Raw genomic sequence first — 25,976 nt, 5'->3', positions numbered from 1 at the left:
TGGGGATAACATTGAAAATAGGGCATTTGTATTAGATATAACGGACACATATTTTTCAGGTAGCAGGGCGGACTGGAAGCTGAGGATAGGAAAAGACAATCAGTATAGCAAGTTGATACAGATAGCATTAGCAGTGACGGCGGGGGAAGGCTATCCGATACTACACAAGATTTACGAAGGCAACATAAATGGGGTGAAGATACTGGAAGATTTGATGACAGAGATGGAATCTCCTGAGAGTTACCAGAGGGAGGAGGCGAGATATATGGGGTATTCGTTGATATACCAGAATTGTGGGATATCTGCAGGGAAAGCGGTAAAGAAGTATTATGAGAGGGATATAGTAGAGAAGGCATTTAAGGCAGTATAAACCTTAACCCGATAAGGAAATAAAGACTTGATCGTGTAAAGGCACACATAAAGATCTGTTATCTTGCCTATGCAATTCTTTCATACATACAAAACAAATTGAAGGTAGCAAATTCTGCTGTGGATACCTTAGAGAAGCTTCAAATCGCCTATAAAGTGGAACTTAAAGATAGAACGAAATACTTCACCTGGACAAAAATCGTAACATTAACAAACGAACTGATAAGGACCTTAAAATCATTGAACTGTAGTGTATAAAATTATTGAACTGTAGTGTATAAAATTAAGGGAAAAGTTGGGTAAGTTAGAATTCAAGCTTAAGAGATAATTAAAAAGATTTAAAAATTTTAAGCTATGGCATGACCATTGGATACATTGATATAATCACTGAAAAGGAAATAAATCCTGACAGATTAGAAAAATGGAAACAGCTAATATCTGATGGCAACAAGCTCGTTATTCTACTTCCAAAGGAAGAAAAACTAAAAATAACAGAGCTTCTCTGGAAGGAAGGACTTGCTGAAAAAGTTAGTGTAGGAACATACGAAATCAGTTTATTTTTGCCTTGACATAAAATCTTCTAAACAAAGTTTATGGATTTCCTCTGTTACAAAAGTTCCTCTTAGCATCTTGCCTTCAACCATATAAATAACCATCTCTGCAATATTTGTTGCATGGTCTGATATTCTTTCAAGATACTTTGCAATAAACATTCTTTTAAGAGCAAGTGGAATTATATCGGGATTTTTTAACATTAATTCAAAAAGTTCATTATGGTTTCTCTCCAAAAGCTTATCTACTTCATCGTCCCTTTTGATAACATCATAGCATAAATCAACATCTTCCTTAACAAAAGCATTTATGGCATCCTCAACCATGCTTTCTGTAATCTCAGCCATCTTTGGAATATTAACAAAGGGCTTAAGAAATGGCTCTTGATTAAGCTCAATGGCTCTTTGTGCGATATTTACTGCATAATCCCCCATTCTCTCAAGGTCTGTGCTTATTTTCATAGCAGTTGTAAGAAATCTTAAATCCTTTGCCATAGGCTGTCTAAGTGCAATAATTCTTATACATTCCTCATTTATTTCAACTTCAAGTCCATTAATAAGATTATCCCTTGAGATAACATGTTTGGCAAGGTCATTATCCCTTTCTATTAGAGCCTTTACAGTCTTTCTTATGTCTTCCTCAACAAGGCAACCAAGTATAAGAATCTTTTCTTTTAATTTCCTTAACTCATCATCTAAAATTGCCATATTAGCCTCCTAAGTCTTCTTTTGGTATTATACCAATTTCTAATTTAACAGAACCTATCATAAAAATTTTTTATACCCAAATTGAACGACTCTCAATCCTCATTGCAAGGCACGAAGTCCCAAAGCAATCCCGTCTTTTTAAATTGCTTTGCTATGCTCGCAATCACGAGGTTTGATGATGCCTCGCAATGACGAGATAGCAAATTGTCCCATGTTTCTTAGTTTGCTTGCAAAGATAGACAAACAAAGGTTTTCTATAAAAAATCGCTCAAGTTAGGTTATAAATATTTCAATATCAACGAATATCTTTTAAATTTTTTCTTTAAACTATTTAAAACATTCTCTGCCTCCATCGTCCCTATATTTTTTTAAAGTATTAATTATTTCTATCAAAATCATGGGGTCTTCTTCCTCATCTAACATCTTTTCCAACTTATAAACTGCTTGAGGAAGCCTTTTTAAACCCAAAAGATGGACTACAGTTTTTCTTATTTCCTTTACAGGATGATTTAGTACTAAAAGGAGTTTTTCATCATAGGGAAGTAAAGAGTAATTGCTGATATCGCGACCGCATTTAGAACATATTTTTTCATTTTCCTTTAGTTCGCACCAACAATAGGGGCAGAAGAAATGTAGCATTTTTATCCGAATCTTCCAGTAATGTAGTCCTCTGTAAGTTTGTTAGATGGAACGGTGAATATCTTTTTTGTATTATCATATTCAATAAGTTCTCCCATGTACATAAAACCTGTGTAATCAGCTATTCTTGCTGCTTGTTGCATGTTATGAGTGACAATTATGATAGTTAGTTTTTCTTTAAGTTGGATGAGAAGTTCCTCAATTTTTGATGTTGAAATAGGGTCAAGAGCGCTTGTTGGTTCATCAAAAAGAACTATATCTGGCTCTATTGCTATTGCCCTTGCAATACAAAGTCTCTGCTGCTGACCTCCTGATAAGGAGTAGGCATTGTCATCAAGCCTATCCTTTACCTCATCCCAAAGGGCAGCTCCTTTTAAAGCCCACTCCACTCTTTGCTTTATTATATTTTTATCTTTGATTCCATTTACTCTTAAACCATATGCTACATTTTCAAAGATTGATTTTGGAAACGGATTGGGTCTTTGAAAAACCATTCCAACTCTTCTTCTTAATTCAAGAACATCAATATTTTTGTCAACAATGTTTATTCCATCTGGATGCAGGATTATAGAGCCATCGTACTTTGAACCGGGGTAAAGATCATGCATTCTGTTAAAACATCTTAGTAGAGTTGTCTTACCACATCCACTCGGACCAATTAATGCTGTTATTTTTTTTGTGGGAATTTTGAAGTTTATATTTTTCAAAGCCTTAAATTCACCATAGTAAAAATTAAAATCTTTAACCTCTAATTTAATCTCGCCCTCAGGATTTTGAAGTGTTTTGGATTGCACTTTGCTATTTATATTTTCCTGTGTACCAAAAAATAACCATTTTAGTGTTTCTATTACCATATGTATTTTCTCCTCACTTTCTGTCTAAAGTAATATGCTATAGCATTCATCAAAACAGTTAACACAAGAAGAACAAACCCTGCAGCAGCTGCATTTATTTGAAAGTCTGCCTGTGGTCGTGATACCCAGTTAAATATTTGAATGGGTAGCACCGTGAAAGGAGACAAGAGAACCTCCCATAGCTTTTCACCGGATATAAAAGGAAAATTAGAAGTAAATGGAGAAGGTGGCAGAAATGCAATGAAAGTCAAAGCTCCTATTGTAATTAAAGGTGCTGTCTCTCCTATTGCCCTTGATGCGGCAATTATAAGACCTGTTAAAATCCCTCCAAGTGAATATGGAAGAATGTGGTCCCTAATAGTATCCCATTTTGTTGCTCCGACTGCATAAGCACCTTCTCTTATGTCTCTTGGGATTCGCCTTATTGCCTCTCTTGTATTAACAACAATTACAGGGAGCATCAAAAGACTCAAAGTCAGTCCTGCTGTGAGAATACTCTCACCAAAATTAAAACGATAGACAAAAATTCCTAATGCTAAAAGACCATAGATTATAGCTGGAACAGCAGCAAGATTATTTATGTTAAGTTCAATTATAGTCTCAATTTTACCAATTATTCCTTTTCTGGAGGCATATTCTTCAAGATAAATCCCTGCCGGAATTCCTATCAAAAGAGACCAGAATATTGCTCCTCCCATTACAAGCAAAGTTCCAACCCAAGCAGCAAGAATTCCCGATTTATCGGGAAATCTTGAAGGATATGAAGCGTAAAAAGAAGGATCTTTAAGTTTAGATAAACCATCTAAGAATATGTCTAAAACCAGTGTAATCATAAAGGAGATTACGAGAAATAAGCCTAAAAAACCAATAATAGGAAAAATAATATCAGTCCTTGAACTAAGTCTTTTCATTATCAGTAAGCCTCCCTAATTTTTGACCTTAGCCAAAGAGCGATTGAATTGAATACAAATGCAATAATAAATAGAGCCAAGCCAACCGCAAAAATTGATAGATATTCAATTGAACCAAAGGGCAAATCTCCCAATGCAACTTGCACTATGTATCCTGTCATAGTTTGCACAGGCACTCTTGGATCAAGAGTTAAATTCGGATACATTCCTGCAGCCACTGCTACGACCATTGTTTCACCTATTGCACGGGATGCTCCAAGAATAAACCCTGCGATTATTCCTGATATAGCAGCCGGTATTACTATGCTAACAGCAGTCCTAAATTTAGTCCCTCCCAAAGCATAAGATGCCTCTCTTATTCTCTGAGGAACACCCTTCATTGCATCTTCAGCCATAGATGCAGTATAGGGTAAAATCATAAATCCGAGAACAATCCCTGGAGCAAGTGAATTAAAAGCCTCTAAATCGGGCACAATTTTTTGAAGTAAAGGTGTTACAAACAGCAATGTAAAATAACCATAAACAACAGTTGGAATAGCCTCAAGAAATTCAATAATAGGCTTTACAATCTCCCTTACACTATGGGGAGCATATTCACTAAGATAGACTGCGATTAATAGCCCAAGAGGCACTGATATTATTACAGCAATTCCTGCAATTAGGAATGTTCCAGCAACAAGGGGCCAAATTCCAAACTTTTGATTGGCAAACAGAGGAGTCCATTCTTTTTCTGTAAGAAACTCTTTTATTGATACGATATTGAAAAATTCTATCGTATCTTTTAAAAGAACATATACAATGCCGATAGTTATGAATATTGTAAAAAAGCCGGCGGTAAAAAATACCGCCAGCATTATCTTATTTTTTAATTTTTTGTAGCCTAAATTGCCGAATAAACTCAAATCCTTACTCCTACTGCTTTAACTCTCTCTTTAAGAGATCGTCAATTGTGAGTCCTATCTGAAGCTCTCCACCAAAGACAGTTCCTACTTTCATGTTTTTGAATCTCTCCTCTGCCAGAGGATATGCATTGGATGGAAGAGGGATGTATCCTACTTGCTTAGAGATTTTTGCAGCATTCTTTAGATAAAACTCTACAAATTCTCTAACTTCAGGTTTTTCTTTTGCTGATTTTTCGTTCACATAGATAAAAAGAGGTCTTGAAAGAGGCTGATATGATCCATCCTTTACTGTTTTTTCACCCGGTTCAACACAGGCTCCTGTCTTTGGGTTTTTGATTTTAAGAGCCTTCACCTTACCTTTATTTTCAATTACATAGGCAAGTCCGACGTATCCAAGACCTCCAACATCTCTTATAACAGCATTCATTATAACATTGTCATCTTCGCTTGCCACATAATCACCCCTGCTTGCCTTTGCCTTTCCAACTACGGCTTCTGTAAAGTACTCAAATGTTCCAGAATCACCACCGGGTCCTGCAAGTCTTAATGCTTTGTCTGGCCAAGTAGGATCAACTTGATTCCATTTAGTAATTTTTCTCTGTGCGTCTGGCTCCCACATTTTCTTAAGCTGGTCAATACCTATGCAATCGCCTTTAATCCAGTTATTCTTTGTGTTTACAAAAACTGCCAATGCATCATAGGCAACAGGAAGCTCAATGTACCTTATTCCATTTTTCCTGCATTCCTCAATTTCCTTAGCCAGAATTGGTCTTGAAGCATCTGAAATGTCTGTCTCACCGCGGCAGAATTTTTTGAATCCGCCACCAGTTCCTGAAATTCCAACTGTTACTTTAGCTACGCCTTTTTTTGCCTTTTGAAATTCCTCTGCAATACCCTCGGTGATTAGATAAACTGTTGATGAACCGTCAATCTTGATGATCGGCTGTGCAGGAATAATGGAAACTGAGAAGAGAACAATGACCGCTAAGATCAATCCGACCAAACAAAAACCCTTAAAACTTGGATACTTCATAAAACACCTCCGATTTTTTATTTTTCATACTTTTACTTTAGCATCCTTTTGTTACAGCATTGTTACATAAATGTTAAGATTTTGTTACAAAAGTTAAGTCTTGTGTTATACTTATTGATAAGAAGTTCATTTCAAAAAAATTTCAAAGAAAGGAGTATTTTATGGCGCGATTAGTAGCTGTGATTATTTTATCTTTTGTATTTCTCCTTGCTAATCAACCTATTGCTTCCCAGATGATTAATGGTGCAGGAGCTACTTTTCCTTATCCTCTCTATTCAAGTTGGGCAAATGATTATTTCAAATCCACTGGAATTAAGATTAATTATCAGTCAATAGGTTCAGGCGGTGGAATAAGGCAAATAACAGAAAGAACTGTTCACTTTGGTGCTTCTGATATGCCTCTTAAACCAGAAGAGATAGAAAAATCTAAACTTCTCCAATTTCCTGCAGTTATTGGCGGTGTTGTTCCGATTGTTAATCTTCCAGAGGTAAATCATGGAGCTCTGGTTCTTGATGGAACAACAATGTGTGAGATTTTTCTTGGAGAGATCAAAACATGGGATAATCCAAAGATTAAAGCATTAAATCCGAATATTAAACTTCCTTCCAAGCCTATTACCGTTATCTATCGTTCAGACGGCTCTGGAACAACTTCAATTTTTACCCATTATCTAAGCGGAGCATGCAAAAAATGGGCTGACTCAGTAGGTTTTGGAACTGCTGTAAAATGGGCAACAGGCATTGGAGCAAAGGGAAATGAAGGGGTCGCAAATTATGTCAAAAGAACACCTTACTCTATTGGATATGTTGAATTTGCTTATGCGAAACAAAATAAACTTCCATCAACACTTCTCAAAAATGCCGCTGGACAGATAGTCGCACCAGACTTTGAAAGTTTTGCTGAGGCAGCCAAGACAGCAAAGCTTGACCCAAAAGAACACTTTCATGCATGGATGACCAATGCTCCAGGTAAAAAAGCATGGCCCATCACTGGAGCAACATACATTCTTCTTGCAAGAGAGAAAACAGATGTTAACAAATCCGTAATCAAATTCTTTGACTGGGCATTTCAGAGAGGTGATGAATCAGCCAAAAAGCTTGACTATGTACCACTTCCTAAGGAATTAAAGGATAAAATCAAAGCTTACTGGAAAGCTAATATAAAGTAAAGGGAGCAAAAGTTCAGCCTGAGGCAGAGCGCTCTGCTTTAGGCTTTTTCTTTTCTTATTTCAAGTCTATCAAAAATATAGACCATTTCATTTAAATTAATCTGTCCCGGAGCAGATGCTTCATTCAAGCTTGCATAAGTAAGTAACGAACCAAAGATTGGATTTACAACCCTTGATGGAACTCCTTTCTGTCCCATTCCTATAACAATAACACCATAATCTTTATGCTTCAAAGTAAACATAAGAAGCTTCTCTAAATCACTTCTCTGATTTACCATTGTAGCTATTTTTACAATATCTGCTCCTGTTTCCTTGCCTCTTTGAAATATTTTTTCCAATTCCTCTTCTTCAGGGGTATAGTTGAAATTATGATATGAGCCAATAAGATTTATATTTCTCTCTCTGCTTATTTTTCTCAGTTCTTTGCAGTCTTCGGATAATATTTCTATATCAAAAAAACTGCAATATTCTGCTACTTCATGATAAATTTTGAGCCTGTCTTTAATTTCCCTTCTTCCGCCTTCATTTACAGCTCTAACCGTGCAAAGGATTGGTAATTCATATTTTGATTTTGCAACTGAAAAGATTTCCTTGTATTTGTCTGGATTTTTAAACATATCTACTCTTAGCTCAATGAGGTCAGCACCTTTGAGCCTCTCTTTTGGCACAGACAAAACATCTTCATCTTGCATGACTACAGCTATGGCAGGAGTATTTTTAAAGTGCATTTTACAGTCTATCAAGTATTAACGGAATATTTCAAATAAACCAAAGAAAAAGACAGGATGCAAGCCCCTGTTGCAAGCGATGGAGTGGTAATCCCCATATCGTCACTGCGAGCTCCCTGTTGCGAGCGATAGCGTGGCAATCTGGGGCGAAACAGTCTCTAATAAGGCTTTATTGAAAAACAAAGTAGAGATTGCTTCGCATCCTTCGGATGCTCGCAATGACATCAAAAAATACTTAATTTTCAAATGGTTATACCAATTATTGGATTTCTATCGCTATTTTTGGATGACAGAAAAAAGCTGAATTGCAAGCCCTCATGATGACGAAAAAAGTGTGTCATTGCGAGCGAAGCGAAGCAATCTCGCCGACATAGTGCCATAGAGCGACAGTGCTACAGAGCGACATAATTTATTTTAAGAAGAGATTGCCACGGCTGCCATGCGGCAGGTTCGAAATGACGGAAAATAATCAACAGTCTTGCAATGACGGATAAGGGCTCACAATAAAGAAAAAGTAAAATGATAGGATTGCAATTAATTAAGAATAAACGGCAGGCTCACAATGAAGGCAAAAAATACCTAACTTTCAAATGTTTATAGAAATTTTGGCTTTCATTCCATTGCGGAAGAAAAGAAATAGAAAGCCCTGCGTCCATTTGCACTCAAGGCTTTCTTTGGGAGGAGGGGTGGGCTTAGTTGTTTAGCTTTCTTTTGTTTATGTAAAAAGAAATTTTCCTATAAAGCTGAAAGATGTCACCTTTTACGATATAGTCGCAAACACATTTTTTTATTTTTAAAATTCTCAAATACTCCTCATCAAGGCAGGAGTAAAACAAAACAGGAATTTTTCTTTTTTTTGTGTGATTAACTATTAAATCATAAAGTTGTTCTCCTGTCAAAGCTGGCATATTGACATCAAGAAGTATTAAATCAGGATCATGTTTTTTCAAATTATTCGTAACTCCAAGCCAACCACAATTTTGAATTACTTTGTAGCCTGCTTTTTCAAGAAGCTCTTTTGTACACATTATTTCCTGTTCATTGTCATCAACCAATAAAATTTTTCCCCTCTCCATTTATTTCCTCCTATATTTATAGGATTAAAGATTTTTTTGTCTTTTGAATGGTTATTATGCAATATGCAAATCAAGATGTAGCTCCCATTCTTTATCTGAAATTGGCTTAATGTGGGATAATGCCATATCTGGAGTCATTGTAGGATTGGAATATTTTATACCTAAATAATTTGCCATTACTCTGAATAAATCAGTATTGTCTATAAGGTTTCTTAATTCTACGCCGTAAGATTTTCTTGAGTATACAATAGCGAGCTGGTCCTCTGCAGTGTGATTTGTTGAAGTAAAACCCACATTTCCCCTTCTCAATCTTGCTGGAGGTTTTGTGCTCTCTCCATCGTAATCGTATATGCTCTTTCTTAAGATATTTCCCATTGTTGCCTCAGGTTCATACCAAATATCATTGATCACAAAGTTTCTCTTTCCTGTTAGATGTCTGTAAATCTCTGCTGCCTCATCCATTGAAATTAACTGTTGTGTGTAATGTTCAAAGATTTCCTTAACTGACTTTAAATCCTGCCCTTTCATTTTCTTTATTATATATTCAAATGATGCCTTGTTATTATAATTGAGCAAAGCTTGAGTTGCATCGTTGTATTCAGGTCCTGTTCCATTGATTCCAAATCCTGAATTTCCATGATCAGATGTCACTATTACCATAACATCAGGATTTCTGGTTATGAAATCATTTAGCAAAGCTATTGTCTTGTCAAGCTCGTAGCAGTCCATCATTGCTCCATAGGCATCATTGGCATGGCATGCATGGTCAATTCTTCCAGCTTCTACTAAAAGAACAAAACCTTTTTTATTTCTTGACAATATGCTTAAAGCTATGGCTGTCATCTCAGGAAGGGAAGGCTGATTTGTTCCCAAGTCCTTATCATTTATCCTGTCTACAAAATAACTTATGTGGGATGAATTAAATACTCCTAAAATGGGCTTTTCTGTTGAGACTTTTAGCAATTCCTCCCTTGTTTTAACAACTTGATACCCCTTAGTCTTAAATTCATTGAATATGTCCTTTCGGTCCTTTCTTTTCTCATGGGAGAAATGCTTTTGCCCACCACCCATTGCAACCTCCAATCCAGAGTTAAGTAAGTCAACTGCAATACTGTCTTCATCATCTCTGTTTGGATTGTGACTATACCATGCAGCGGGAGTTGCATGGGTTATCCGAGTTGTTGTGACAAATCCGCAGGAATAGCCATTATCCTTTGCAAGTTCAAATATTGTTTTAAGTTTTTTTCCATTTGGCAGCACTGATAGACTTCTATTTATAGTCTTTGAACCAGTTGCCCATGCAACAGATGCAGGAGCTGAATCAGTAACAACAGAAGAGAGGGAGCTTGTATTCATTAGATAAATCTTTGAATTTGGATTTTTAATGAGCCGTGATAAGCTACTTTCCTCGCCAAATTTCCTTCTCATAAACTCATTCATTGCTTTCATGACTCCAAGTGGCCAACCATCACCAACTAAAAATATTACTCCCTTTGTACCAGAAATGCTTGAAAGCTCAGTTTTTGCAAATACTTTTTGGGACAAAGTTAGCATTGCCAAGAAGCTTCCTATGGAAGCCTTTAAAAAGTCTCTTCTGTCCATAATTAAAACTCCTTTAAATTTTTTATTTCCCCTGCAATAATTTCGTGGCAAAGTATTCAGGCAATCCACAGTCTATTATTGCAGAAGCCAATTTCTTGACATCATAAGGTATTCTTAAAAACTCTGTATGAACTTCCTTAGAATTTACCTCAACAATACAAAGGCATGCTCTTACATCTCCATCCTTTGGTTTTCCTACGCTTCCTGCATTTATGAAGACTTTTCCTTTTATATCTTTTCTGTACGGAATGTGAGTGTGTCCATAAATCATTATATCAGCGTTAGCTTTATCTGCCATTGTAAGAAAAAAAACTTTTCATTTCTATTCTCATACCAGTAAAGATTATTTTTAATTGGTGTAGCATGGAAAATCTTTATTTTTTTTCCATTGACTGAAAAAGATATATCAAAAGGCAAATTTCTCATGTATTCCTTGCTTTTTGAGGTTGCGTGTTTTTTTGTCCACTCAAATGATAGATGAGCCATCTCTGCCTGCAAAGAGTCTTCATATTTGCATCCGCAATTTTCCTTTTCATTTGAGACTGTATCATCATAGTTTCCCTGAACACCTTCAATTTTATTTTCAATAATAAAATCCACTACCTCATTTACAAATGGTGCGTATCCTCCAATATCACCAAGATGATATATTTTTTCAACTTTTCTGCTTATAGCCTCCTCATAAGCCCTTTTCAAAGCCTCAATATTTCCGTGAATATCGCCTAATATCCCAATTTTCAAAGTCTCCTCCTTTGTTATGCAAATCTCTCCTTTATTGCACTGATAATTCTGTATCGCCATGTAAGTATGCCAGAGTATTCATAGGGAAGAAGTAAAGAGTTCTTTCCTATTTTGTATCTGTTGCCTCTCCACACTACTGTGCTACTTAAAAGAGGTACAAACCAAAGAATTCCGATTATAATGTCTTTAAAAGGAGAAAGTAAGTAAACTCTTTTGTTCATCTCAGTCTTTATGATTTTGCCCAAGTAGATATCACAGAAAATTTTTACCGAGGATACCCATAATGCAAAGAAAAATGTAAACCATGAAAGATTGAGCAAAAGAGAAATCACAGACATAAAGACAGGATTCCCAAGCATTTCAGATAGATATTTGCCCCCACCAATTTTCCATCTTAGTTTTCCCCACCTTGTGTGTCTGTTTAAAAATTTTTTTATATCCCAGTACTCATTCACATTGTCTATTGTGTAGCTTGAAAGGACTACTTTTTTCCCAGATTTATGCATGTTATATCCAATGACATAGTCCTCTGCAAGAAAATCTTTAAAAGCCTCAAGCCCTCCAATTGCTTCAATGTCCTTTTTTCTCATGAGCATTGACTTGCCTATCACGCAAGGCATTTTTAAAAACTTATCAAGGAAGCAGACACTTGAGATTATGAATGTATTAAGATGGAGATTCTCCAGTTTAGCACCCAGAGATAGACTTCCAGTTCCTCTTATGATATTTGTAACAAGTCCAACATTTTCATCAGAAAGATGTTTCACAATCTCTCTAATATAGTTTTTCTCTACCATTACATTGCTGTCACTTATAAGAACAATATCGTATCGTGATTCTTGGTAGGCAGGTATCAGGTTATTTACCTTTGGATTAAGACCTATTTGGCATTTTTCAACTAAAAGTTTAACCTTTTCTGGATACTTGTCAGCTATTTTCCTCGCTGTTCTGTAAGCAGGGTCATTGTAGTCCTGAAGGGCGAGAATTACTTCATATTCTGGATAATCCTGAGTGCAAAAGCTCTCAAGATTGTCAAATAGGTCATCATCAATTCCTTTAAGGGGCTTGAGAATTGAAATAGGCGGATAGTATTCTTTGTTATCGTTTCGTTCTCCTATTTTAGAACGAACTGCCCATATCTGGAATCCGTATCCAACAATTCCTAAAAAAGCAATGATTGTAAAGATATAAAATGTTTCCATATATCCTCCTATCCTCTAAAAAGAGTTATTGCAACACCTTTATTGTGTTTAATACAATTTTTCACTGCTGAAATATTCTTCTCGCAGTTCAGTAGAGTTTTCCATGAATAAAGATGTCTTGGCTTGTGGAAATCGCTATTTGCAATATATGGATATTTTTTAAGGCTTACAACATTGAAGACATCGTCCCTGTTTGCTATCTCCCAAGCATCAATGTATTTTGCATATTTTTCTCTGTTCCTCCACAGATAAAGAGTATTCCTTATCTCTCCTTTCATCTGATGGGGATGACATGCAACTACAAGGGCATTCTGTCTTTTTGCCTCAAGAAATATGTGCTCGTAACTTTCACAGGCTGAAATAAATTCTTTAATGTCAATAATTAGAATATGAGCTGACTTTTCAGATGATAGATAATTTTTGCTGATTTCTACTCCTGCAATTACAAGCATCTGGTATTTATCCCATGCCCTCTGTGCTTCATCCTGAATGTTTTGCAAATATTCATAAAAATTTTTCTCTGTGATTGTCATTTCAAACTTATATGCCAGCTTTCCTATCATGCTGTCTCCATTTACCACATGGTCAGTTATGGCAATAACATCAAATCCAGCCTGACCATAAAGGTCTATAACTTTTCTCAGTTCAAGGGAACCGTCTGAGTATTTGGTATGTATGTGAAAGTCGCACAAAAGCATATTTTTAATTTGATAATAACTCCCGAATGTTACAGGAAGGTTAAGAAAAAATTAAATTTCTGTTAATTTTGTTTAACAATTCTGTAACATTCCTTTAACTTTCGTGTAACAAAATTGTGAAATAATAATGTAGTTCTAAATCAATACAAACGGAGGATAATATGCCTGAAACATTAGAACTAATGGAAACCGATGAATTATGTTCAGATGAATTAGCTCTGCTGTATCGGGAACTGACTGTCCACTTTCAACCTATTTATTCCACAAGGCTCGGCAAGGTTTTTGGATACGAAGCTTTGGCAAGACATAAAAATAGGGCTATCAATATCAAAAATCTATTTTTAATGGCAAAAAAATCAGGCTTTCTTTTTGAGCTTGATATGCTTTGCAGAAGAAATGCAATTCAGGAGGCATCAAGGCAAAATTTGAACGGATATTTATTTATTAATATCTGCCCTGAAAGTCTTCTTGTGCCCAAACACGAAATTGGATTAACAGATAAATTTGCAGAAGAGTTTAAATTCCCGAAGGAAAGAATTATTCTTGAAATAACTGAAGAGACAGCAATTGAAAATTATGAATTATTTTTTGAAGGTATCTCATATTACAAAAGCAGAGGATATAAAGTAGCAATTGATGATTTTGGAGCAGGATTTGGTGGTCCAAAGCTTTTCAGCATGATTAAGCCCTGGATTGTAAAAATTGATAGATATTTTATACAAACTTTGGAAGACAATTTTATTTCTCGCTCTTTTGTTGACTACACAATTTCAGTATGCCAACAATTAGGAATAATGGTGGTTGCAGAGGGTATAGAGACCCAGATTCAACTGCAGCAAGCTATAAAATTTGGAGCGGATCTGCTTCAGGGTTATTATTTGGGCAAACCAAAGGCAGAAATAGCTTTGCTTTCAGAAACCTATGCTAATTAATGAATTAGAGAAAATTGATTTTAAGTGTGAATTAGAAAGAAATCTGTTTGATGTATATGTGGGTCAAATTTCTTTAAACATAGAACCATTACGGGATGATGCCAAAATTATGGATGCCTTCCTAAGATTTATGAGAGAGGAAAATCTTAGTCTCATACCTATAGTAGATAAAAAATCAAATGTGGTCGGTCAAATTCAAAGGAACAGATTTTTGGAGCATACTATTCTTGGAAGATACGGATACGGAATTCATCTTAATTCAAGAAAGAGCCTCTTTGAAGTTATGGAGACACCAACAACAATAGTTGAAAATACTATATCTCTTGAGGATGCTTCAATGTTAGTTCAAAAGAGAGAAAATAAAAAAATTTATGACGACATAATAGTAACAAAAGAGAGCAAATATTACGGAGTATTGCCAGTAAACATACTTCTTGAGGCAATCACAAAGAGAGCGATTATATTGGCAAAAGACTCAAATCCTCTTACAGGACTTCTGGGAAACTGGGCAATCCAGAGGGAGATTGAAAAAAGAATTCGTTGTGGTTGTATTTTTGATGTCTGCTACATAGATCTCAATAATTTTAAGCCCTTTAATGATTGTTATGGATTTGAAAAAGGTGACAAGGCAATTTCTGCTATTGGAGAAATTTTAAGAAAAATTTCCTATGAAACAGACAATCAAATCTTTGTAGGACACATTGGAGGAGATGACTTTATCGTTATTACCCCATCACACATGGGAGAGGTGGTATGTTCAGAGATAATAAAAAGATTTGAAGAATTCTTACCTGCTTTGCATGGGGAAGATTTTGTAAAGGGCTATTATACATCAAAAAACAGAAAGGGAGAGGAGATGGTTTTTCCACTTTTGTCTCTCACATGCGCAATCGTTAACTCAGCTAATATTTCGTCCTTTGCCCATCTTGCCTCTGTTGCATCAGAAGTTAAGGCTGAGGCAAAGAGGCTCTCAAGGATAAAGGGTAGTTCTGTGATATTCAAGGACAGAAGAAATGAAGGAGAATAATCTTTTTAACTTATCTTTAATATCCCATGAGTTTAAAGCACCATTAAGTGCGATTTTAAACTTGGTGAAGTTAATAGAAATAAACCTTGACTCCTGCGATGAAGAAAAAGTGCGTAGGTATTTGAGCATGATATCATCTCAAACAATTTATCTTAAAAACTACATTTCAAATACTATTGAATTTGGCAAAATGCAAACTGGTAAAAGCGAGCTAATTTTAGAGGACTTTGATGTTGTTGAACTCATATCAGAGGTGGCTGAAATCACAAAAATATTAGTTGAGAATAAGCCAGTAAAGATTATAACTCAATTTCCCCTAAAAAGCTTTTCAATCTACTCTGACCCTATAAAGCTTAAGCAAATTCTAATCAATATTGCCTCAAACTCAGCAAAATTTACAAAACAAGGCTATATTTTATTCAGTTTTCATGTTGACAATGAAATAACAATAACAATTGAGGATACGGGATGTGGAATTGATAAGGAGAAAATAAATGAAATTTTTAATCCATACCAAAACACAGACAGCAAAATATATGAAAGTTCAGGGCTTGGCTTGTATATTACAAAAGAACTGTTGAGGATTTTAAATGGAAGCATTAAGATTGAAAGCGAATACGGAAAAGGAACAAGAGTTTTTATCAGAGTTCCAAGAAGAAGTCAATAAAAATTCAAAGATAAAAAAATTTCTCTGGGGTGTTGCAACTTCAGCTTTCCAGCTTGAAGGCTCACCCTATGCAGATTGGTCCACATGGGATAGTGTTTTTAACATCAACCCGCAGATAACCAATCATTATCAACTTTACAGGGAAGACATAAAACTTATAAAAAATCTTGGAGTGAATGCATACAGATTTTCAATTGAATGGAGTAGAATTCAGCCCTCTGAAGGTTATTGGCTCAAAAATGTTGTTGAACATTATCAAAGAATTATTGATTTGCTGAATGAAAATGACATTACTCCTATGGTAACAATTCATCATTTCACACATCCGATATGGTTTATCAATAAATATCCTTGGCATAGGAGAAAATCTATTGAGAAGTTTTATGAATATGTAGAAAGGCTCATTGAAAGCATTAAAGGAGTTGACTACTGGATAACCTTTAATGAGCCCTATCTGCTCATTCTTGGTGGATATGTAGAAGGTTGTATTCCACCCGGAATTCAGGATTTTAACTTAGCAATTAAGGCATTAAAAAACATCTTAATCTGCCATTCTAAAATATATGACCTGCTTCATATTGTGAATCCAAATGCAATGGTTAGCATTGCTCATAATATGGCAGTGTTTACACCTTGGATAAAGACAAATCCCCTTGACAGACTTGTTGCAAAAATTGCAAAAAATTTTTACAATCATTCAATTATTAACGGATTTTTAACAGGCAGAATTACATGGTCTTTGCCATTTCAAAAATCAATTAAAATTGATGTGCCAATCAAAGGCAAGCTTGATTTTTTTGGTATTAACTACTACACAAGGGTGCACATGAGATTTAACCCTTTGAAAAAATTTTTTGTTGAGTTCAGGCATAGAGATATTGATGGGCATGGACTAACAGATATGGGATGGGAGATATATCCAAAGGGACTGATTAAAGTTCTGAAGTATGCTTCCTCCCTCAATGTTCCTCTTATTATAACTGAAAATGGAATTGCTACTAAGGATGACCATAAAAAGATAAAGTTCATAAAAGCTCATATTGATGCTCTGGAAGAGGCAATCAAGCAAGGAATTGATGTAAGAGGTTATTTTTACTGGTCTTTAATTGACAACTATGAATGGCTACATGGACTGGATGCAAGATTTGGACTTTACAAAGTTGATTTCATAACTTACAGAAGACTTTATACAAAAGCTGCATCTTTCTATTCCTACATAATCAGGTCAAGGAAATTTACCGAAAAGTAGAGATAGACACGCGTCACTGGCGAGCCTCCGCATGAGGCGAAGCAGTCTCTAATTAGTGGTTGGTGATTAGTGGTTGGTGCATGGTGAACACCTCTCTGTCATTGCGACTCCGAGCGAAGCGAGGAGGAAGCAATCTCTTTTTAACAAAAAAAAAGAGATCACCTCGGCTTGCTATGCAAGCCTCGTGAAGACTGGAAAAGTGGTCATTGCGAGGGCACGAAGTGCCCGAAGCAATCTCTACTTTTTCCTTTAACAAGGAACGAGATTGCCACGCCTCCTTCGGAGGCTCGCAATGACGAGAATATAATCATTGAGGCTTGCAATGACAGTAAAAAATGTTTATTTTTCAGAAGCTTTTAGTAACTTTTAGATTTCTATCGCCATTTTTTGGGAATTTACTACTCATTACTAATTTAGGTTATAATAAATGGCAATGCGAAAACAGAGGGGTAAAGTTACAGATTTAATATTTCTTATAGTAACTGCCATTACTGCTTTTAGCGTTATAGCAATCTCTTTTGGAATATTTATTGTTCTTTTTAAAGAATCTCTTCCTGCAATGAACAAATTTGGAGTTGAAGGCTTTATCTTTTCGACTGAATGGGATCCGGTGCAGGAAATCTTTGGTGCAGGACCAGCTTTAGTTGGAACTCTTATCACTTCCTTTTTATCTTTAATTTTAGCTATTCCTATTGCAATAGGAATAGCAATATTTATTACTGAAATCGCTCCATCTTTTCTAAAAGGAATTATTGGGACAGCAATTGAATTACTTGCTGCTATTCCGAGTATTATTTATGGAATGTGGGGACTTTTTACTTTAGCTCCAATAATGAGGGATAATATAGAGCCATTTTTACAGAAAACAGTTGGTAAGTTACCCTTAATAGGAAAGCTTTTTGAAGGTACTCCATTGGGCGTTGACCTTTTCACTGCGAGCATAATATTGAGCATAATGATAATTCCATTTACAGCTTCAATTGCAAGGGATTCTTTTAATCTTACTCCTTCAGTCCTTAAAGAGTCTGCCTATGCTATTGGAGCGACAAAATGGGAAGTTGTAAAGGATGTAGTTCTTCCATACTCAAAGCTTGGAGTATTAGGAGGAGTAGGACTTTCTTTAGGAAGGGCATTGGGAGAGACAATGGCAGTTGCCTTTGTTTTAGGAAATTTAAATAGAATTCCCACTTCTCTCTTTGATGCAGCAGCAACAGTAACAGTGAAATTGGCAAATGAGTTCACTGAGGCTGACAAAGATATATATTTAAGTTCGCTTTACTATCTTGCTTTGTTGCTTTTTGTTATGAGTTTTACTATTCTTGCTTTAGCAAAAATATTCTTACTTAAGGCTCAGAGGCGATGACATACAAAAAAAGGAAGGTAATAAGTGCGATTGCTCTCTTTCTCTGCTTTCTTACCGCAGTTTGGGGTATTTTTTGGCTTTCATTTATTATAATTGATGTTCTAAGGCACGGAATTACCGCAATAAATCCTTCTCTTTTTCTAAATGATCCCGCACCTCCCGGAGAGGAAGGCGGAGGATTAAGAAATGCATTTGTAGGACATTTTTTAATTACATTGTTTGCTACATTGATAGGTGTTCCCGTTGGAGTGCTTGGCGGCACTTTTTTGGCAGAGTATGGCAGAAAATATAAAATATCTCAGTTTATAAGCATTCTTGCAGATATAATGGTAAGTGTGCCAGCAATAATTGTAGGTGCATTCGTTTATGCTATAATTGTAAAACCTCTTGGACACTTTAGTGGATGGGCGGGTGCAATAGCCTTAGGAATAATTATGATACCAACTGTTTTAAGAACAACTGAAAACATGCTTTCTCTAATTCCTTGGACGCTGAGGGAGGCTGCTTTTGCACTTGGCGCGCCTTATTATAAGGTAATCATTCAGGTAGTCTACAGAGGAGCAGCAACTGGAATTCTCACAGGTATTATTCTTGCAATCGCAAGAGTGACAGGAGAGGCTGCACCGCTTCTGTTTACGGCTTTTAATAACAATTATTTTTCCTTAGATATGCGTCAGCCAATAGCATCCCTTACAGTAACTATTTTTCAATACGCAATGGGTCCCTACGAAGAATGGCATGCTCAGGCATGGGGAGCAGCATTGATGATAACAGTGTTTATCCTTTTTGCCACAATTACTGGAAGAATTCTCATAAAAAGGAGGTATAGAGATTGATTATTGAGCTGGAAGTAAAAAATTTAAATTTTCTTTATGCAGGCAATATCCACATATTAAAAAATATAAACATGACAGTTTACAAAAACCAAATTACTGCCTTGATTGGTCCAAGTGGATGTGGAAAAACTACACTCCTTAGATGTTTTAACAGAATGCATGACCTTTATGCAGGTAACAGATATGAAGGAGAAATAATATTTCAAGGCAAAAATATTCTTGCAAAAGATATTGACCTCATTGAGCTTAGAAGTAAAATCGGAATGGTTTTTCAAAAGCCTACTCCCTTTCCAATGAGCATTTTTGAAAATATTGCCTATGGATTGAAATTAAGGGGAATAAAAAACAGGGCTGAGCTAAAAGACAGAGTAGAGAAAGCTCTTAAGGATGCAGCACTTTGGGAAGAGGTTAAAGATAAACTTAACAGCAATGCCTTTGGCTTAAGTGGTGGACAGCAACAAAGACTGTGTATTGCAAGAGCTTTAGCAGTTGAGCCGGAAATTATTCTATTTGATGAACCAACAAGTGCCCTTGACCCGATTTCAACTGCAAAAATAGAAGAGTTGATTGTTTCTTTGAAGGATAAGGTTACAATAATAATTGTTACCCATAACATGCAACAGGCAGCAAGAATATCTGACTGGACAGGATTTATGATGCTTGGAGAACTGATTGAATATGATAAAACAAAGAAAATATTTACTGTCCCGTCAAATAAGCTTACAGAAGACTACATTACAGGAAGATTTGGTTAATCTGGATATCTAAACGGACTTCCTCTTAAAATTCTCTCAACCTTAGGAGGATTGCCCTTTAATAGAAAGCTTGCAAGTCCTCTCTCTTCTGTTTCTTTTCCAAGATAGCTCCATTTTCCATTCCATGAAACATAAAGTCTTGTCTCATCACCGATTATCTCTGCAAAAACAGGAGTAAATTCAAGTGTTGCCTTGTCAAAAGGTCTTATGCTTGCTATGATATCTCTATAAGCTGATTCAGAGGTGTATTGTTTTATTTTTTCAAGCTCCTTATTTTGATAAGCCTGTCTTATTTCATCTACAACTTTAAATGTTTGCGTGGTGTATAAATACTCCTGAGATGGTTGTTTGACCTGCTTTTTTCCTCCACAAGCAAACAAAAGCAAAAATACTATAAAAATTGCTATTTTTTTCATGCTATCCCTCCTGTCCAATTAAACTATCCTATATTTTACAACTTCATCCTTTAACATTGCACCATAAATTTTTTTTAATACATGACCATTGACTCTGATAACAATGTTATTTTGCTCTTTTTTTGAATAATAAACGCAAATTGATGCTCCTTTTTCTATTTCATCATCTGAAAATACCTCTGAAAGCAAAACAACAGGTCCTTTGAAATCCTCAGGATGAATAATAACACCTTTGTGCTTAAGAAGAACTTCATTTTCTGCCTCGCATCTGCCTACTATTGCTTTACATTTTTGAGAAAGTCTAAAATGCCTTCCTACTTTCAGTAATTCTATGTTTTCTACGGAAAGCTCGTCATGTTCAATAAGGTCCTTCAATTTTTTACAAAAAGTAGGGTCTGTAAGGAAACAGCCACCTGCTGGCTGTGGTATTTTCTCAATTCCGTATTTTTTTGCTAAAGCCAACTGAGGCTTGCGAGTTCTGCCCCATATGTCATAAAGCAAATCTCTGTTAACAATACCCTCTTTTTCAGGTATTGTTGGAGGAAGAAGTTTAGCAGACAGGGGTCTGAGAATTAAGCCAGAGAGTTCAGTCTTCTTCTCAATATGAAAAAGCATACTTTTTTGCTGAGTCATCGGTCTTTGACTTACAACTTCGCCTGTAATAATAAATTGGGCATTATAAGTTGAAAGTAGTTTTTTAGCTTCCTTTAGCATTAGTATTTTACAGTCAATGCAAGGATTAAGATTTTTCCCAAATCCGTGTTCAGGCTCTTTTAATAGTGGAATAAATTTTTCTCTTATATCAACTTCAATGATTGGAAAATCAAATTGTTTTGAGTAATTTAAATCATCTTCTCTTAAAGCGCTGGTAAATCCTGTTAAAAATTTAAGTGCAATAACATCAATATTTTGCTCTTTAACGATGAGGACTGAAAGAAGGCTATCAAGCCCACCAGAGTATAAAGCAAGGGCTTTATGCATAGGGATGCGTTTTCCAGAGTTTTAGTATTTCCTCTGGAGAGGCCGTTGCTGTCCCAACTTTTCCGACAACTATTCCAGCAGCTACATTAGCTATCTTTGCTGCATTTGATAGAGAAGCTCCTGCCACATGGGAAAGTGTAATGGAAGCAATTACTGTGTCTCCTGCACCAGTAACATCAAAGACTTGCTTTGCAAAAGTTGGAAGATGGGTAATATTTATTTCAGAGTTGGCTTTCTCAAAAAGACTCATGCCTTCCTCTCCCCGAGTTATTAAAACCGCATCGCAGGATAGCTTTCTTAAAAGATTGTTTCCAGCTTTGATAAGGGTCTTTTCGTCCTTTATCTCAATTTCAGCTCCATGAGATGCTTCAGCAAGATTTGGAGTAATTAGAGATACCTGCTTGTATAATCTGAAATGTCCAACCTTTGGGTCAACAGCAACAAAAAGTCCTTTTTCATTTTTCTCTGAAACGAGAATTCTAAAAAGCTCCTCTGAGACAACGCCTTTTTTATAATCAGACACTATTACTGCATCAAAATTTTTCAGGGCAGATTTAATCATTGAAAGAAAAACTTCCTTAGCTTTTCCCTCCAGCCTTCTTTTGTCTTCTACATCAAACCTTACAATCTGCTGATTGCCTCCAATAACTCTTGTTTTAACTGTTGTGCGCCTTGAATCCTCAAAAATGTAATCAATTCCTATTCCGCTTTCCTCAAGCAATTCTTTTACAATTTTACCACTTGAGCCTTTGCCAACTATGCCTGAAATATAAGCATTACCACCTAATGCCTTTATATTATTGGCTACATTAGCAGCTCCACCAAGCCTGAAAGATTCCTCATAAACCTCAACAACCGGAACAGGTGCCTCAGGAGAGATTCGGCTTACTTTGCCAAAGATGTATCTGTCTAATATGATATCTCCAATAACAAGTATTTTTTTCTCTTTGAATTTTTTGAAAAGTTTTTGCAAACTTTCTGTGTTCATTTTGAATTCTCCAATAAATTAATAATTTCTTCCAAGATGCCTTCGCCTTGTGTGGAATCCTTCATATTTTTCCAGATATATTTATTCCTTTTTATTTCCTCCTCTCCGACAATAATGACCCAGTTCGCTCCTATTTTGTCTGCCCTTTTAAGTTGAGCTTTAAGTGAAAGCTCTTCGTAGGCTGTCTCAGTGTTGATGCCCTTTTCTCTTAATATGTTTGATAGTTTTCTTGCTTCCCTTTCAATTCCTTTTCCAGCATATGCAACATAAACCAATTGTCGTTTATGCCCAATGGAAATAGTCTGTTTACAAAGTTCAACTAATCTTTCCATACCAATTGCAAAGCCTGCTGCAGGAGTTACAGGTCCTCCAAACATTTCAACAAGGTCATCATATCTTCCCCCTGCAGCAACTGCATTTTGAGCACCAAGCATTGTTGTTGTCACCTCAAACACTGTCTTGGTATAGTAATCAAGTCCTCTTACAATTTTAGGATTAATAACAAATTCTATCCCCAAGAAACTCAGCTCTTCTTTGAAACTTTCAAAATGAGCTTTGCACTCTTCGCAAAGATAATCAAGTATCAAAGGAGTATCCTTTAATGTTTCTCTGCATATTGGGACTTTGCAGTCCAGTAACCTCAAAGGATTTCTATTAAATCTTCTCTGACAGTCATTGCAGAGAGAGCTAACCTTATCATTTAAAAAGCTGAATAGATTTTCTTTGTATATTTGCCTACATTTTTTACAGCCAATAGAGTTTATCTCAAAGGCAAGTTTATCAATTTTTAGTTTTTGGAAAAAATTTTTTAAGATATAAAGAAGTTCTGCCTCAACTGAAGGAGATTTAACTCCGAAAACCTCTACTCCAATCTGATGAAACTGTCTGAATCTTCCCTTTTGTGGTCTTTCATAACGAAACATTGGACCAATGTAGTAAAATTTTCTTGGTGATGGCAGATTAAATAGGCTGTGTTCAATATATGCTCTGACTACTGATGCTGTGCCTTCAGGTCTTAAGGCAACCTTTCTACCCTTTTTGTCCTCAAAAATATACATCTCCTTTTCAACAATATCCGTGTCCTCTCCGATACTTCTTAAAAAAAGTTCTGCCATTTCCAAAATAGGCGTTCTAATTTCCTGAAAATTGTATATCTCAAATATATCTTTAGCTTGTTGTTCAATAAACTGCCAGATACTAATCTCATCAGTAAGAATATCTTGCATTCCTCTTAAGGTTTTAAAATTCATCAAGTGTTCCTCCTCAACTTATCTCAATACAACAATCCATAAGCCACTATTCACCAACTTCCTCTCCTTCCCTTTCCTTGTCAAAATCAAGCATCCTTAAATGGCTCTCAATGAGCCTTCTCAGCTCTTCCTTAAAATGTCTTCTTATTCCCTTGAGATCAACTATATCCTCATGAATTTTAACGACTTTTTCTTGAGCTTCACGAATAATGTTCTCTGCTTGCACCTCTGCATCCTTTATTATTAGTTCTGCTTCCTTTTTCGCATTAGTCTTGTACTCCTCTACCAGCCTTTGAGCTGTCATAAGAGTATCTCTGATAGTCTGGTCTATTTTTTTATACTCTTCTAACTGATTTTCAAGGATTGCTACTTTTTCTTTCAACATAGAATTTTCCTTAAGAATTTCCTCCAACTCTTCCCTTATTATTTCAAGGAAAGAGTAAACCTCTTCCATGTCAAATCCTCTAAATTTAACTTTAAACTGCTTCTGCTGAATGTCAAGCGGCGTGATTCTCATGCTAATCCTCCTTTTATTCTATAACCAAGCTCTATGATGCTAACGATTAAAAACTTCTGCAAAAAATAGATAAAAAGCAGCAAGATCAGCGGAGAAATATCAATAGGAATTCTTAGGGGCAACAATTTTCTAATAGGTCTTAGAACTGGCTCAGTAACTCCATATAGAAATCTCACAATAGGATTATACGGATCAGGTCTTACCCAGCTTATCAGTGCCGCAGCTATAACAATGAATGAATATATTGTTAATAGAAGGTCAAAGATGCTACCTAATGCAATTAACAAGTTGCCAATTATAAACATTATTGCACCCTTTGAGAAAGTTCTTTGGCTCTCTCTGTTGCTGCCTTTACTGTTTTTAAAAGTATATCTCTAAGTGTTCCGTCTGAAAGTACTTTTAGCCCTGCCTCTGTTGTTCCACCCGGAGAGGTAACCTTTTGTCTGATTTTATCAGGTGGCAGTCCGCTGTCAAGCAGTTTAGCTGTGCCTATAAATGTTTGTATTAATAGTTCTGATGCAATATCTTCTGAAAAACCTAATTCTGCTGCCACATCAATTAACTGTTCCAAGATATAGCATAAAAATCCCGGACCACTGCCAGAGAGGGCTGTCACAAGGTTCATGTAGTGTTCAGGCAAAGTGATTACTTTACCAACACTCATGAATATATCTCTTACAGGTGCTACTATTTTCATCTCAAGGCATTCACAGATAGCAAGAACAGTCATTGCTTCACCTACTGTTGCTGCAAGATTTGGCATTGCTCTTATAAGTCTATCTGTTCGTAGATAATTTTTTATGAGATTGAGAGGAACTCCTGCTGCAATTGATACGACAGTATGATTTTCTGTTACAGTGTCTTTTATTTCTTCAAGCACTTCCTTAATGTTTTGAGGTTTAACAGCAAGTACAATAATATCGGATTGTTTAACCAGTTCAGTATTTGATTGAGTTGTTTTTATTCCATAACACTTCTCAAGATACCTTCTTCTCTCCTCAATAGGTTCAGAAACAATAACATTTTTTTTACCCTCTTTTATTAGCCCCCTTATAAGGGCTTCTGCCATATTTCCTCCACCAATAAATCCTATCATTTTATTACCTCCTGTTTTATTCTTTCTCCAAAAATTGCTGTTCCTATTCTAACCATTGTTGCTCCTTCTTCTACAGCAACTTCAAAGTCATGGGACATTCCCATAGAAAGTTCTTTGATTAAAGGATATTTTTGTGACAGGCTATCCCTTATTTCTCTTAGTTTTCTGAAATACGGTCTAACATCCTCAGGGTTTTCAAAATATGGTGGAATTGTCATAAGGCCTTCAACTTGCAAATTTTTTAAATTCAAACAAAGTTCACAAAGTTTTTCCACTTCCTCTTCTTTGACTCCATACTTAGTTTCTTCCTCTGATAACTTAACCTGTATAAGTACTCTTTGAGTTTTATTAATCTTTTCAGCCTCTTTATTTATCGCTAAGGCAAGGCGGTCTGAATCTAAAGAGTGAATAACTGTAAATAGTTTTACAGCCTCCTTGACTTTATTGGTTTGAAGATGTCCAATTAGATGCCATTCAATATCAAAGTCCCTTATTTTTTCAATTTTAGATTTTGCCTCCTGAACTCTGTTTTCGCCAAAAATTCTCAAACCTAAGTCTGCAGCTTCAATTATTTTTTCAATTGGTTGCGACTTTGAAACTGCCACTAATTTTATCTCCTCTGGATTTCTTCCCGCTCTAATTGCAGCATAGGTAATCTTTTTAAAGATAGATGATATTCTTTGCGAAAGCATACTATAATACATTATACATGATTT

General features: G+C 35.8%; 32 protein-coding genes. 11 read left to right on the top strand and 21 right to left on the bottom strand.

Features of this window, described 5'->3' with window-relative positions; translation table 11 throughout:
• Positions 1-112: 112 nt before the first annotated feature.
• Together ACYQ3P_RS06325 and ACYQ3P_RS06320 are read left to right on the top strand one after the other, a co-directional pair.
• Positions 113-370, top strand: coding sequence for a hypothetical protein (locus ACYQ3P_RS06325; protein WP_460177097.1), 258 nt, complete (start codon positions 113-115; stop codon positions 368-370).
• Between the two features lie 358 nt (positions 371-728).
• Positions 729-938 (top strand): hypothetical protein, encoded by a 210-nt coding sequence (locus ACYQ3P_RS06320; RefSeq protein ID WP_460177096.1) that lies wholly within the window; start codon positions 729-731, stop codon positions 936-938.
• Here the strand turns inward: ACYQ3P_RS06320 and phoU are convergent.
• The 6 genes from phoU to ACYQ3P_RS06290 all read right to left on the bottom strand — a co-directional run bounded on the left by phoU (position 924) and on the right by ACYQ3P_RS06290 (position 5,967).
• Positions 924-1,628 carry a phosphate signaling complex protein PhoU gene (phoU, locus tag ACYQ3P_RS06315; RefSeq protein ID WP_460177095.1) on the bottom strand — a complete coding sequence of 235 codons (705 nt, stop codon included), beginning with the start codon at positions 1,626-1,628 and terminating at the stop codon, positions 924-926. The genes ACYQ3P_RS06320 and phoU overlap by 15 nt on opposite strands.
• Positions 1,629-1,955: 327 nt before the next feature.
• Positions 1,956-2,267 (bottom strand): HEAT repeat domain-containing protein, encoded by a 312-nt coding sequence (locus ACYQ3P_RS06310; protein ID WP_460177094.1) that lies wholly within the window; start codon positions 2,265-2,267, stop codon positions 1,956-1,958.
• 2 nt (positions 2,268-2,269) lie between these two features.
• Positions 2,270-3,121 (bottom strand): phosphate ABC transporter ATP-binding protein PstB, encoded by an 852-nt coding sequence (gene pstB / locus ACYQ3P_RS06305; RefSeq protein ID WP_460177093.1) that lies wholly within the window; start codon positions 3,119-3,121, stop codon positions 2,270-2,272.
• Positions 3,115-4,032, bottom strand: a complete 918-nt coding sequence (gene pstA / locus ACYQ3P_RS06300) for a phosphate ABC transporter permease PstA (protein ID WP_460177092.1) — start codon at positions 4,030-4,032, stop codon at positions 3,115-3,117. The genes pstB (ACYQ3P_RS06305) and pstA (ACYQ3P_RS06300) overlap by 7 nt, the downstream gene beginning before the upstream one ends.
• 2 nt (positions 4,033-4,034) lie before the next feature.
• A complete protein-coding gene (pstC, locus tag ACYQ3P_RS06295) occupies positions 4,035-4,934 on the bottom strand; it encodes a phosphate ABC transporter permease subunit PstC (RefSeq protein WP_460177091.1) in 900 nt (299 codons plus the stop codon).
• A gap of 10 nt (positions 4,935-4,944) precedes the next feature.
• Positions 4,945-5,967 carry a PstS family phosphate ABC transporter substrate-binding protein gene (locus ACYQ3P_RS06290; protein WP_460177090.1) on the bottom strand — a complete coding sequence of 341 codons (1,023 nt, stop codon included), beginning with the start codon at positions 5,965-5,967 and terminating at the stop codon, positions 4,945-4,947.
• Between the two features lie 161 nt (positions 5,968-6,128).
• Between ACYQ3P_RS06290 and pstS the strand changes: the two genes are divergently transcribed.
• Entirely contained in the window at positions 6,129-7,136 is a 1,008-nt protein-coding gene (gene pstS / locus ACYQ3P_RS06285; protein ID WP_460177089.1) for a phosphate ABC transporter substrate-binding protein PstS, read from the top strand.
• A gap of 38 nt (positions 7,137-7,174) precedes the next feature.
• Here the strand turns inward: pstS and aroD are convergent, their stop codons facing one another.
• Positions 7,175-7,864, bottom strand: coding sequence for a type I 3-dehydroquinate dehydratase (gene aroD, locus ACYQ3P_RS06280; RefSeq protein WP_460177088.1), 690 nt, complete (start codon positions 7,862-7,864; stop codon positions 7,175-7,177).
• Between the two features lie 133 nt (positions 7,865-7,997).
• On the opposite strand from aroD, the gene ACYQ3P_RS06275 reads away from it, so the two are divergent.
• The gene (locus ACYQ3P_RS06275; RefSeq protein ID WP_460177087.1) at positions 7,998-8,168 is read left to right on the top strand and encodes a hypothetical protein; all 171 of its coding nucleotides are present in this window, start codon (positions 7,998-8,000) and stop codon (positions 8,166-8,168) included.
• 388 nt (positions 8,169-8,556) lie between these two features.
• On the opposite strand, the gene ACYQ3P_RS06270 is transcribed toward ACYQ3P_RS06275, so the two are convergent.
• Genes ACYQ3P_RS06270 through ACYQ3P_RS06245 form a run of 6 tightly spaced genes read right to left on the bottom strand, consistent with a single transcriptional unit; the run spans position 8,557 to position 13,183 of the window.
• Complete coding sequence (locus tag ACYQ3P_RS06270) at positions 8,557-8,940, bottom strand: response regulator (protein ID WP_460177086.1); 384 nt, start codon at positions 8,938-8,940, stop codon at positions 8,557-8,559.
• Positions 8,941-8,994: 54 nt separating this feature from the next.
• The gene (locus tag ACYQ3P_RS06265; protein ID WP_460177085.1) at positions 8,995-10,542 is read right to left on the bottom strand and encodes an alkaline phosphatase; all 1,548 of its coding nucleotides are present in this window, start codon (positions 10,540-10,542) and stop codon (positions 8,995-8,997) included.
• Between the two features lie 22 nt (positions 10,543-10,564).
• Positions 10,565-10,840, bottom strand: a complete 276-nt coding sequence (locus tag ACYQ3P_RS06260; protein WP_460177084.1) for a metallophosphoesterase family protein — start codon at positions 10,838-10,840, stop codon at positions 10,565-10,567.
• Positions 10,813-11,283, bottom strand: coding sequence for a metallophosphoesterase family protein (locus ACYQ3P_RS06255; RefSeq protein ID WP_460177083.1), 471 nt, complete (start codon positions 11,281-11,283; stop codon positions 10,813-10,815). The genes ACYQ3P_RS06260 and ACYQ3P_RS06255 overlap by 28 nt, the downstream gene beginning before the upstream one ends.
• Positions 11,284-11,297: 14 nt before the next feature.
• Positions 11,298-12,485: a ceramide glucosyltransferase gene (locus tag ACYQ3P_RS06250; RefSeq protein WP_460177082.1), complete on the bottom strand. Its 1,188-nt coding sequence runs from the start codon at positions 12,483-12,485 to the stop codon at positions 11,298-11,300.
• Positions 12,486-12,493: 8 nt separating this feature from the next.
• On the bottom strand, positions 12,494-13,183 hold the full coding sequence (locus ACYQ3P_RS06245) for a PHP domain-containing protein (protein WP_460177081.1): 690 nt from the start codon (positions 13,181-13,183) through the stop codon (positions 12,494-12,496).
• A gap of 161 nt (positions 13,184-13,344) precedes the next feature.
• On the opposite strand from ACYQ3P_RS06245, the gene ACYQ3P_RS06240 reads away from it, so the two are divergent.
• The 7 genes from ACYQ3P_RS06240 (at position 13,345) to pstB (ACYQ3P_RS06210) (ending at position 20,012) form a co-directional block, all read left to right on the top strand.
• Positions 13,345-14,115, top strand: coding sequence for an EAL domain-containing protein (locus tag ACYQ3P_RS06240; RefSeq protein ID WP_460177080.1), 771 nt, complete (start codon positions 13,345-13,347; stop codon positions 14,113-14,115).
• Positions 14,105-15,142, top strand: coding sequence for a GGDEF domain-containing protein (locus tag ACYQ3P_RS06235; protein ID WP_460177079.1), 1,038 nt, complete (start codon positions 14,105-14,107; stop codon positions 15,140-15,142). The genes ACYQ3P_RS06240 and ACYQ3P_RS06235 overlap by 11 nt, the downstream gene beginning before the upstream one ends.
• Positions 15,129-15,809, top strand: coding sequence for a sensor histidine kinase (locus tag ACYQ3P_RS06230; RefSeq protein WP_460177078.1), 681 nt, complete (start codon positions 15,129-15,131; stop codon positions 15,807-15,809). The genes ACYQ3P_RS06235 and ACYQ3P_RS06230 overlap by 14 nt, the downstream gene beginning before the upstream one ends.
• Positions 15,733-17,058, top strand: a complete 1,326-nt coding sequence (locus ACYQ3P_RS06225; protein WP_460177077.1) for a glycoside hydrolase family 1 protein — start codon at positions 15,733-15,735, stop codon at positions 17,056-17,058. The genes ACYQ3P_RS06230 and ACYQ3P_RS06225 overlap by 77 nt, the downstream gene beginning before the upstream one ends.
• 433 nt (positions 17,059-17,491) lie before the next feature.
• Positions 17,492-18,421, top strand: a complete 930-nt coding sequence (gene pstC / locus ACYQ3P_RS06220; protein WP_460177076.1) for a phosphate ABC transporter permease subunit PstC — start codon at positions 17,492-17,494, stop codon at positions 18,419-18,421.
• A complete protein-coding gene (gene pstA, locus ACYQ3P_RS06215; protein WP_460177075.1) occupies positions 18,418-19,257 on the top strand; it encodes a phosphate ABC transporter permease PstA in 840 nt (279 codons plus the stop codon). The genes pstC (ACYQ3P_RS06220) and pstA (ACYQ3P_RS06215) overlap by 4 nt, the downstream gene beginning before the upstream one ends.
• Positions 19,254-20,012 (top strand): phosphate ABC transporter ATP-binding protein PstB, encoded by a 759-nt coding sequence (gene pstB / locus ACYQ3P_RS06210; protein ID WP_460177074.1) that lies wholly within the window; start codon positions 19,254-19,256, stop codon positions 20,010-20,012. The genes pstA (ACYQ3P_RS06215) and pstB (ACYQ3P_RS06210) overlap by 4 nt, the downstream gene beginning before the upstream one ends.
• Here the strand turns inward: pstB (ACYQ3P_RS06210) and ACYQ3P_RS06205 are convergent.
• The 8 genes from ACYQ3P_RS06205 to ACYQ3P_RS06170 are packed head-to-tail and all read right to left on the bottom strand — an operon-like array spanning position 20,009 to position 25,952.
• Entirely contained in the window at positions 20,009-20,428 is a 420-nt protein-coding gene (locus tag ACYQ3P_RS06205; protein WP_460177073.1) for a hypothetical protein, read from the bottom strand. The genes pstB (ACYQ3P_RS06210) and ACYQ3P_RS06205 overlap by 4 nt on opposite strands.
• Positions 20,429-20,446: 18 nt before the next feature.
• Entirely contained in the window at positions 20,447-21,409 is a 963-nt protein-coding gene (locus ACYQ3P_RS06200; RefSeq protein WP_460177072.1) for a tRNA 4-thiouridine(8) synthase ThiI, read from the bottom strand.
• Entirely contained in the window at positions 21,402-22,397 is a 996-nt protein-coding gene (rfaE1, locus tag ACYQ3P_RS06195) for a D-glycero-beta-D-manno-heptose-7-phosphate kinase (RefSeq protein WP_460177071.1), read from the bottom strand. Before rfaE1 ends, ACYQ3P_RS06200 begins: the two co-directional genes overlap by 8 nt.
• Entirely contained in the window at positions 22,394-23,647 is a 1,254-nt protein-coding gene (gene hisS, locus ACYQ3P_RS06190; protein WP_460177070.1) for a histidine--tRNA ligase, read from the bottom strand. The genes rfaE1 and hisS overlap by 4 nt, the downstream gene beginning before the upstream one ends.
• Positions 23,648-23,693: 46 nt before the next feature.
• Entirely contained in the window at positions 23,694-24,164 is a 471-nt protein-coding gene (locus tag ACYQ3P_RS06185) for a DivIVA domain-containing protein (protein WP_460177069.1), read from the bottom strand.
• Entirely contained in the window at positions 24,161-24,469 is a 309-nt protein-coding gene (locus ACYQ3P_RS06180; RefSeq protein ID WP_460177068.1) for a YggT family protein, read from the bottom strand. The genes ACYQ3P_RS06185 and ACYQ3P_RS06180 overlap by 4 nt, the downstream gene beginning before the upstream one ends.
• Positions 24,469-25,260 carry a pyrroline-5-carboxylate reductase gene (gene proC / locus ACYQ3P_RS06175; RefSeq protein WP_460177067.1) on the bottom strand — a complete coding sequence of 264 codons (792 nt, stop codon included), beginning with the start codon at positions 25,258-25,260 and terminating at the stop codon, positions 24,469-24,471. The genes ACYQ3P_RS06180 and proC overlap by 1 nt, the downstream gene beginning before the upstream one ends.
• Positions 25,257-25,952: a YggS family pyridoxal phosphate-dependent enzyme gene (locus tag ACYQ3P_RS06170; RefSeq protein ID WP_460177066.1), complete on the bottom strand. Its 696-nt coding sequence runs from the start codon at positions 25,950-25,952 to the stop codon at positions 25,257-25,259. Before ACYQ3P_RS06170 ends, proC begins: the two co-directional genes overlap by 4 nt.
• Positions 25,953-25,976 lie beyond the last annotated feature (24 nt).

The organism is Thermodesulfovibrio hydrogeniphilus, from assembly GCF_054657355.1.
This window is presented reverse-complemented; position numbering and strand designations above follow the sequence as displayed.